Origin of the sequence: Microbacterium resistens NBRC 103078 (assembly GCF_001552355.1) — a bacterium.
Taxonomy (GTDB): Bacteria; Actinomycetota; Actinomycetes; order Actinomycetales; family Microbacteriaceae; genus Microbacterium; species Microbacterium resistens.
This window is the reverse complement of record NZ_BCRA01000148.1, coordinates 1-8954: the sequence shown is the minus strand read 5'-3', so window position 1 is coordinate 8954 and position 8954 is coordinate 1. Positions and strand designations below refer to the sequence as shown.

Here is an 8954-nt window from a genome sequence, read left to right as displayed (position 1 = left end):
ACAGCTCAGCCTCGCGGCATCACAGATGGGGCAACGTCTCACTCCCCCTCGCTGCGCCCTGCGGCGAACCTGAGGGGGAGTTACCGATCTTAGCCGAAGGTCCTCCGCAAGGGAAGTTCATCGTCGAGATCGGGTTCGTTCGCCGCTTGGGGAGTCAGACCTTCCGGCCTTCCGCTCTACCGCTTGGGGCGAACAGGTAATAACTTACGCGGATCCCCCGCACCCGGCAAATCCGCACCGCACCCCGGGCGTGTCGCGAGCCCGAGAGGGACCGGGATCCGGGGAACGGCGCGGATCCTCGGTCACAGCCCGAGGGCGTGGGCGGCCGACTGGGCGCGTGCGACCAGCTCGGCCCGCTGCTCCTCGACGCGCGCGGGGGCTGTGCCGCCCGCGCCGTCGCGGCTCGCGACCGAGCCCTCGATCGTGAGCACGTCGCGCACGGCCGGGGTCAGGTGGACCGACACTTCGGCGAGCAGTTCGTCCGAGGCCTCGTCCAGCTCGATTCCCCGCTCCTCGCACGCGCGGACGAGGGCACCCGAGATCTCGTGGGCCTCGCGGAACGGGACCCGGTTCTTCACCAGCCATTCGGCGACGTCCGTGGCCAGAGAGAATCCCTGCGGAGCGAGGGCCGCCATGCGTTCCGTGTGGAAGCGAAGGGTCGCGATCATCCCGGTGAAGGCGGGGAGCACCACCTCGAGGGTGCGCACGGAGTCGAACACCGGCTCCTTGTCCTCCTGGAGGTCCCGGTTGTACGCGAGCGGAAGACCCTTGAGGGTCGCCAGGAGACCGGAGAGGTTCCCGATCAGCCGGCCGGCCTTGCCGCGTGCGAGCTCGGCGATGTCGGGGTTCTTCTTCTGCGGCATGATGCTGGAGCCGGTCGAGTAGCCGTCATCCAGCGTGACGAACCCGAACTCGCGGGTGTTCCAGAGGATGATCTCCTCGCTGAGACGGGACAGGTCGATGCCGATCATCGCGGTGATGAACGCGAACTCCGCCACCACATCGCGCGCGGCGGTGCCGTCCAGGGAGTTCTCCGCCGGGCGGTCCAGCCCGAGCTCCCGCGCGACGAGCGCGGGGTCGAGGCCGAGCGTCGATCCCGCCAGCGCTCCCCCGCCGTAGGGCGAGACCCCGGCCCGCGCCCGCCAGTCGACGAGGCGTTCCAGATCGCGCACGAGCGGCCACGCGTGCGCCTGAAGGTGGTGCGCGAGCAGCACCGGCTGAGCGTGCTGGAGGTGCGTGCGCCCGGGCAGGATCGCCGTCGGGTGCGCCTCCGCCTGCGCGACGAGCGCGTCCACGAGACGCAGCAGGTCCCGCGCGATGACCCGCGCATGGTCGATCAGGTACATGCGCACGAGCGTCGAGATCTGGTCGTTGCGGCTGCGGCCCGCCCGGAGGCGTCCGCCGAGCTCGGGTCCGACCTCGGCGATCAGGGCCGACTCCAGGGCGCCGTGCACGTCCTCGTCGGCCGGATCCGGGAGCAGCGTGCCGTCGGCGATGCGCGCAGCCAGCGCGTCGAGGCCGGCGTGCATGCGCTCGGCCTCGTCCGCCTCCAGGTACCCGGCAGCCGCCAGCGCCGTCGCATGGGCGTGGGAGCCGGCGATGTCGTACGGGGCGAGGATCCAGTCGAAATGGGTGGACCGGCTGAGATCGGCCAGCTCGGGGCTCGGTCCGCCCGCGAAGCGTCCGCCCCAGAGCGATCCCTCGTTGGTGCCCCCCGGTGTCTGCGCGCTCATGCGGACTCCTCCTGCTTGCTCAGCAGCCAGACCAGCAGCGCCTTCTGCGCGTGCAGCCGGTTCTCCGCCTCGTCCCAGACCACGCTCTGCGGCCCGTCGATCACCTCGGAGTCGACCTCGTATCCCCGGTCCGCGGGGAGGCAGTGGATGAAGATGGCCTCGGGGTCGGCCTCAGCCATGATGCCGGTGGTGACCTTGTAACCGCCCAGATCCCGCAGCCGCGCGATCTTCTCCTCCTCCTTGCCCATGGAGACCCAGGTGTCCGTGACGATCACGTCCGCCCCGGCCGCCGCCTCGGTCGGATCCGTCACCAGGGTGACCGATCCGCCGGTCTCGGCCGCCCGCCGCTGCGCGGCCTCGACGACGTCCGCGCGCGGCGAGTAGGCGGCGGGCGACGCGACGCGCACGTGCATGCCCGCCGTCACCCCGGCCAGCACGTACGAGTGCGCCATGTTGCTGCGGCCGTCCCCGAAGAACGACAGGGTGAGCCCGGCGAGCTCCCCCTTGTGCTCGCGGATCGTGAGCAGGTCGGCGAGGAGCTGGCACGGGTGGAAGTCGTCGGACAGGGCATTGACCACGGGGACGCGCGTGCCTGCGGCCATCTCCTCCAGCCCCGACTGCGCGTAGGTGCGCCAGACGATCGCCGCCACCTGCCGTTCCAGCACCCGGGCCGTGTCGGACGGGGTCTCCTTCCCGCCGAGCTGGCTGTTCGCGGTGGAGATGATCAGCGGCGAGCCGCCGAGGTCCGCGATCCCGACCGCGAAGGAGACCCGGGTGCGGGTGGATGACTTGTCGAAGATGACCGCGACGGTCTTCGGCCCCGCCAGCGCCTTGTTCGCCCAGCGGTCCTTCTTCAGCTCCAGGGCCAGATCCAGGATCTCGGCCTGCTCGGCGGCGGTCAGGTCGTCGTCGCGAAGGAGGTGACGGGTCATGCGAGGGTCTCCGTGGGGGTCGGGATGGATGCGGCCACCGCGGACACCGCGGCGCCGAACAGGTCGAGGAACTCCGCCACCTCGGCGTCGCCGATCGTGTAGGCCGGAGCGATGCGGATCACGTCGTCGGCGGGGGCGTTGACGATGAGGCCGCGCTCGTGCGCCGCCTCCCGCACCTGCGCGGCGACGGGAGCGGCGAGCGTGATCCCGATGAGCAGGCCCGCACCGCGGGTCCCCGTCACGAGCGGGAGGCCGTCGACCCCGGCGCGCAGTTCCGCGCCCCGTGCGACGACGTTGGCGAGCAGTCCCTCGTCCTCGATGTGCGCGAGGACCGCGTTGGCCGTCGCGCTCGCGAGCGGGTTCCCGCCGAAGGTCGAGTTGTGCGTGCCCGGGTAGAAGAGCTCGCTCGCGTCGCCGAACGTGATGAGCGCACCCAGCGGGAAGCCCGCCGCGATGCTCTTGGCCACCGTCACGGCGTCGGGCACGATGCCTTCGCGCTGGAACGCGAACCACTCGCCCGTGCGCCCCGCGCCCGTCTGCACCTCGTCGAGGATCAACAGGGCGTCGTGCGCGCTCGTGAGCTCGCGCGCCCGCCGGAGGAACCCGTCGGGGAGCTCGACGACGCCGGCCTCGCCCTGGATCGGCTCGACGACCATCGCCGCGACCCCGCCGTCCGCGACCGCGGCGGCGAACACCTTCTCGAGGCTCTCGATCGAGCGCTGCACCGTGCGGACGCCGGGAAGCACCGGCTCGAACGGCTCCCGGTACGCGGCCTTCGGCGTCAACGAGAGCGCCCCCATGGTCCGGCCGTGGAACGCCCCCTCCACGACCAGGACGGTGGAGCGACGCGTGTCGCGCCCGTGCAGCCGGGAGAGCTTGATCGCCATCTCGTTCGCCTCACCGCCGGAGTTGGCGAGGAAGACCCGACCGCGCTCCCCCGTTCCCGCCAGGCGCTTGAGACGAGCCGCCAGCTCCAGCTGGCCCGGGCTCGCGAAGTAGTTCGAGACGTGCGCCAGCGTCGCGGCCTGGCGGGACACGGCCTCCACGAACACCGGGTGCGCGTGACCGAGGCAGTTCACCGCGATGCCGCCGAGGAAGTCGAGGTAGCGGCGCCCGTCCGCGTCCCACACCGAGGAGCCCTCGCCGCGCACGAGCAGCGCGAGCCGCCCGCCGAGGTTCATCAGGTCCCGCCCCGCATCGTCCTGCCAGACGCTCATCCGGCCACCGCCTCTCCGTCCATGACGACTTCCGTGCCGATCCCCTTGCTGGTGAACAGTTCCACGAGCACCGAATGGGGCACGCGCCCGTCGATGATCGCCGCGGCGCGAACGCCGCCCTCCACCGCGTCCAGGCACGCGCGCATCTTCGGGATCATGCCCGACTCCAGCGTCGGGAGCATCGCGGTGAGCTCGGTGGAGGTGATGTGCGACACGAGCGAGTCCCGGTTGGGCCAGTCCGCGTACAGTCCGGCGACGTCGGTGAGGATCACGAGCTTGACCGCCCCGAGCGCCGTCGCCAGCGCGGCCGCCGCGGCGTCGGCGTTCACGTTCAGCGACTGGCCGGGGTGATCCAGGTCGGGCGCGATGCTCGACACCACCGGGATCCGCCCCGCTGCGAGGTGATCCAGTACGGGCGTCGGGTCCACCTGCACGACGTCGCCGACCCGGCCGAGATCCACTTCCTCGCCGTCGACCAGCACGCCGCGGCGGCGGCCGCCGAACAGTCCGGCGTCCTCTCCGCTGAGTCCCGTGGCGATGGGACCGTGGCTGTTGATCTTCGCCACCAGCTGCGGGTTGATGTGCCCGGTCAGCACCATCCGCACGACGCTGATCGCCTCGGTCGAGGTCACCCGGTACCCGCCCTTGAACTCGCTCGGGATCGCCAGGCGGTCGAGCATGTTCGAGATCTGCGGTCCGCCGCCGTGCACCACGACCGGCTGCACCCCGACATAGCGGAGGTAGGCGATGTCCTGCGCGAACGCGTCCTGGAGCTCGTCGCTGATCATGGCGTTCCCGCCGTACTTGACCACGACGATCTGGTCTCGGAACCGCTTCAGCCACGGCAGCGAGTCGATGAGGGTCTGCGCCTTCGCGGCGGCTTCCTCGGGGGCGGTGTCCTGCAGGTCTGTCATGAGGAGTAGGCGCTGTTCTCGTGGACGTAGTCGTGGGTGAGGTCGTTGGTGCGGATCGTCGCCGTCGCGTCGCCCGCTCTCAGGTCGATCCGCACATCGGTCTCCTTCGGCGTGAGGTCGACCTCCTCTCGCGGCCGGTCCGGCCCGCCCGAGGTGCACACCCGCACGCCGTTCATCCAGACGTCCACGTCGTAGGGGTCGAACGCCGCGGCGGTGGTGCCGATCGCCGCGAGCACGCGGCCCCAGTTCGGGTCGTTGCCGAAGATCGCCGCCTTGAACAGGTTGTTGCGGGCGACCGCCCGGCCGACCTCCACGGCGTCCTCCTCGGTGGCGGCGTGCACGACCTCGATCGTGATGCTGTGGCTCGCGCCCTCGGCGTCGGCCTGGAGCTGCACGGCGAGATCGGCGCAGACCTGGACGAGTCCGGCGCGGAAGGCGTCGCCGTCGGGAGTGGTCCCGGAGGCCCCGCTGACGAGCAGCGACACCTGGTCGTTCGTCGACATGCAGCCGTCCGAGTCGAGCCGGTCGAAGCTCACCCGGGTGGCGGCGCGCAGGTGCGCGTCGGCCTCCCCCGACGTCAGCACGGCGTCCGTCGTGAGCACGACGAGCATGGTCGCCAGGCCCGGCGCGAGCATGCCCGCGCCCTTCGCCATCCCGCCGATCGTCCAGCCGTCCCCGCGGAACACGCTCGTCTTCGGCACTGTGTCCGTGGTCATGATGGCCAGTTCGGCCCCGCCGCCGTCCGGGCTCAGCGCCGCGATCGCGGCCTCCGTGCCGGCGAGGACGCGCGCGCGGAAGGTCTCGTCGCCGGTGCCGATCAGCCCGGTGGAGCACACGAGCACGTCTCCCGCGCTCACACCGAGGAGCTCGGCGGCCCGCTCGGCGGTCTGGTGCGTGGTCTGGAAGCCGAACGTTCCGGTGAAGCAGTTGGCCCCGCCGGAGTTCAGCACGATCGCCTCGACGGTGCCGTCCTTGATCGCCTCCTGGGACCACAGGATCGGGTTGGCCTTCGCGCGGTTCGACGTGAAGACCGCGGCCCCCGCCTTGAGCGGCCCGCGGTTGACGACCACCGCCACGTCCGGCTTGCCCGTCGACTTCAGGCCCGCGGCGACGCCCGCCGCCTCGAACCCCTGGGGGGCGGTCACGCTCACAGCGTCTCCTTCTTCACGTTCTCGGTCTCGGTCTTCCTGCTCCCGGCGGTCACGGAGCGACGCCGTTCACGGTCAGCGCCGTGCCCTCGGGGAGGCCCAGCGCGAGGTTCATGGACTGCACGGCCGCGCCCGCCGTCCCCTTGACGAGGTTGTCCACGGCGGTCACCACGGTGACCCGCTTCGCGGCACGATCGATCGCCAGCCCCATCAGCGCCGTGTTGGCCCCCAGCACGTCCGCGGTCCGCGGGAACTGCCCCGCAGGAAGCAGCTGCACGAACGTCTCGTCCCCGTACGCCGCTTCCCACGCGTTCCGGATGTCCTCGTCCGAGGCCCCGGCGCTGATCGGGGCGGTCGAGGTGGCGAGGATCCCCCGCGCCATCGGGACGATGACCGGGGTGAAGGAGATCCGCACGTCCGCCGGGTCGACGCCGGCCGCGGTGCTCGCGCCGGCGGCGACGAGCGCCTGGCGGATCTCGGGGATGTGCCGGTGCGTGCCCCCGACGGCGTAGGGGTTCGCCGTGCCGAGGATCTCGCTGCCGAGCAGGTGCGGCTTGAGGCTCTTGCCCGCGCCGGAGGGTCCGACGGCGAGGACGCTGACGATGTCGGACGCGTCGATCACGCCCGCCGCGACACCGGGGGCGAGACTGAGGCTCACCGTGGACGCGTTGCAGCCCGGCGCGGCGATCCGGGTGGCGTCGCGGAGGATCTCCCGCTGCTTGCCCTCGCCGACCAGGAGCTCGGGCACGCCGTAGGCCCACGGTTCGTGGAACGCACCGCCGTAGAAGGCGTCCCACGCGTCCGCCGAGGTGAGCCGGTGGTCCGCGCCCGCGTCGATCACGAGAGGGGCGTCGCCGAGAGCGTCGGTGTACTGCCCGGACTGCCCGTGCGGCAGGGCGAGGAAGACGACGTCATGGCCCGCGAGGATCTCCGGCGTCGTGTCCTGAAGGGTGAGATGTGCGAGCGAGCGCAGGTGCGGCTGGTGCTGGACGAGCGGCTGCCCTGCGTTGGAATGCGCCGTGACGGTGCGGATCTCGATGTCGGGATGGCTTGCGAGCAGGCGCAGGATCTCGCCGCCCGCATAGCCCGATGCGCCGGAGACGGCGACGGAATACGTCATGCTTCCACCTTAACGGTCAGGGTCTGAGGAGCCGGGGCGGCGACACCGGCTCCTCAGCACCGCGGACGCGCGGGACGGAGAGCGGGGTCGCCTAGAGTCGGCGGTCGCCCTGGCGTCGGCGCTCCGGAGCGGCGCTCGGAACGAGCGCGGCGGTGACGGGAGCGGCCGGAAGCATGGGGCGACGATATCGCGTGCGGGTCACCGCGGCAAATCGGATCCGCCGGACGCGACACCGTCGCCCGCTCCGCTCACGCGCCCACGCGCTCGCGCTCTCGCTCCCGCGCCGCGAGCGGCGCCGCGAAGAACGCGTGCTCCAGCTCCGCCGACCGGACGAATGCCGCGCGCATCCGCCGGCGGGTGCGCGCCCCGGCCGAGGCCGCCGCGCCGGTGACGATGTCGATGGCGGTCCGCGTCGCCTCGGCGAAGGCAGGATCGGCGTAGGTCGCCAGCCAGCTCGCGTAGGGATGCCCGGGATCCTGCGCCTGCGCCCCCAGCTCCCCCGACTGCAGGCGGACGCCGAGATCCGTGTACAGCCAGAAGCACGGCAGCAGAGCAGCGATCAGCACGGCGTGCTCCGCGTCGAACGCCACGGCGCGCAGATGGTCCAGATACGCCGTGGTGATCGGGCCCGGCGCCGCCGAGAACACCGTCTCGCGCTTTCCGGCGTCCTCTCCCCCCTCCGGGCCTGGCCCCTTGTCCGCGCCCGGCATCAGCCATTGCGCGTGCAGCTCCAGCTCGCCCTCGATGGCCCCGCGTGCGGCCTCCGCCCAGAACGCCTGCTCCGTGGAGGACGGCGCCGAGCGCGAGGCCGCTGCGAGCACGCGTGCGTAGTCGCGCAGGTACAGCGCATCCTGGGCCAGGTAGGAGCGGAAGTCGGCGTCCGACAGCGTCCCCTCGGCGAGGCCGCGGATGAAAGGCAGATCGTCGATCGCGGCGCGGACGGGAGCGATCGCCGCCCACCACTCCGCCTCGATCTCCCGCGCGTCCGGCGCCGCGCCGGACGCGTCCGCCGCAGGGTGCTGCCCGACGAAGTGATCGACGGGTCCGTGTCCCGCCCCCACGCCCAGGGCCTCGCCGCCGCGGAGCGCGTCCCGCAGCCACTGCCGCGTCCGCCTGACCGCCTCGGGCCAGTCCTCCCCGCGAGCGCGGCGGGTCGCGATGCCCGCCGACAGGGAGCACCCGGTGCCGTGCGTGGCCGTGGTCTCGATGCGGTGACCGGGGAACTCGCGGACGTCGCTGCCGCGCACCAGGGCGTCGGGCGCGTCGGCACCGGGGAGGTGGCCGCCCTTCACCAGGACCGCGACGCCCAGCGTGGCGGACAGGCGCCCGGCCTGCGCGAGCGCCTCGGTCCACGTCGGCGCCGTCGGCTCGCCGGTGAGCACCGCCAGCTCGGCGAGGTTGGGGGTGATCAGATCGGCCCGGCGGAGCAGCTCGGTGAGCGCCCGCTCGGCGCGGGCGTCCAGCAGCCGGTCACCGCTCGTGGCCACCATCACCGGATCCACCACGACCGCCGGCGGACGCGACTGCGCCAGCCAGTCCCCGACCGTCTCGATCACCTCGGAGGTGGCGAGCATGCCGATCTTCACGGCGTCGATCTCGATGTCGTCGGCGATCGCGTCGAGCTGCGCACGCAGGAAGACGGGGTCCGGCACGTGGACCCCGCGGACGCCCCGCGTGTTCTGGGCCGTCAGCGCGGTGATCGCCGCCATCCCGTACCCGCCGTGCGCGGCGATGGACTTGAGGTCGGCCTGGATCCCCGCGCCTCCGGAGGGATCGCTGCCGGCGATGCTGAGGACGCGGGCGGGACCGGGGCGTCGCCAGCGCCGACGCAGCTCCCGGGCGGCCTCGCGGGGATCCGGCGCCGCGCAGAGCGCCGACACCACGGCGACG

The 8954-nt window shown here is 72.4% G+C and carries 7 protein-coding genes; all 7 read right to left on the bottom strand.

Annotation, left to right across the window (positions count from 1 at the left end; genetic code table 11):
- Positions 1 to 302: 302 nt before the first annotated feature.
- Positions 303 to 1733 carry an argininosuccinate lyase gene (gene argH / locus MR1_RS17635; protein ID WP_067250096.1) on the bottom strand — a complete coding sequence of 477 codons (1431 nt, stop codon included), beginning with the start codon at positions 1731 to 1733 and terminating at the stop codon, positions 303 to 305.
- Positions 1730 to 2665, bottom strand: a complete 936-nt coding sequence (gene argF / locus MR1_RS17630) for an ornithine carbamoyltransferase (protein WP_067250092.1) — start codon at positions 2663 to 2665, stop codon at positions 1730 to 1732. Before argF ends, argH begins: the two co-directional genes overlap by 4 nt.
- Entirely contained in the window at positions 2662 to 3882 is a 1221-nt protein-coding gene (locus MR1_RS17625; protein WP_067250088.1) for an acetylornithine transaminase, read from the bottom strand. Before MR1_RS17625 ends, argF begins: the two co-directional genes overlap by 4 nt.
- Complete coding sequence (argB, locus tag MR1_RS17620) at positions 3879 to 4796, bottom strand: acetylglutamate kinase (RefSeq protein ID WP_067250085.1); 918 nt, start codon at positions 4794 to 4796, stop codon at positions 3879 to 3881. The genes MR1_RS17625 and argB overlap by 4 nt, the downstream gene beginning before the upstream one ends.
- Positions 4793 to 5947: a bifunctional glutamate N-acetyltransferase/amino-acid acetyltransferase ArgJ gene (gene argJ, locus MR1_RS17615; RefSeq protein WP_067250082.1), complete on the bottom strand. Its 1155-nt coding sequence runs from the start codon at positions 5945 to 5947 to the stop codon at positions 4793 to 4795. The genes argB and argJ overlap by 4 nt, the downstream gene beginning before the upstream one ends.
- 49 nt (positions 5948 to 5996) lie before the next feature.
- Positions 5997 to 7064, bottom strand: coding sequence for an N-acetyl-gamma-glutamyl-phosphate reductase (gene argC, locus MR1_RS17610; RefSeq protein ID WP_067250079.1), 1068 nt, complete (start codon positions 7062 to 7064; stop codon positions 5997 to 5999).
- 248 nt (positions 7065 to 7312) lie between these two features.
- On the bottom strand, positions 7313 to 8954 hold a 1642-nt coding region (locus tag MR1_RS17605), incomplete at its 5' end, for a bifunctional hydroxymethylpyrimidine kinase/phosphomethylpyrimidine kinase (protein WP_306304936.1).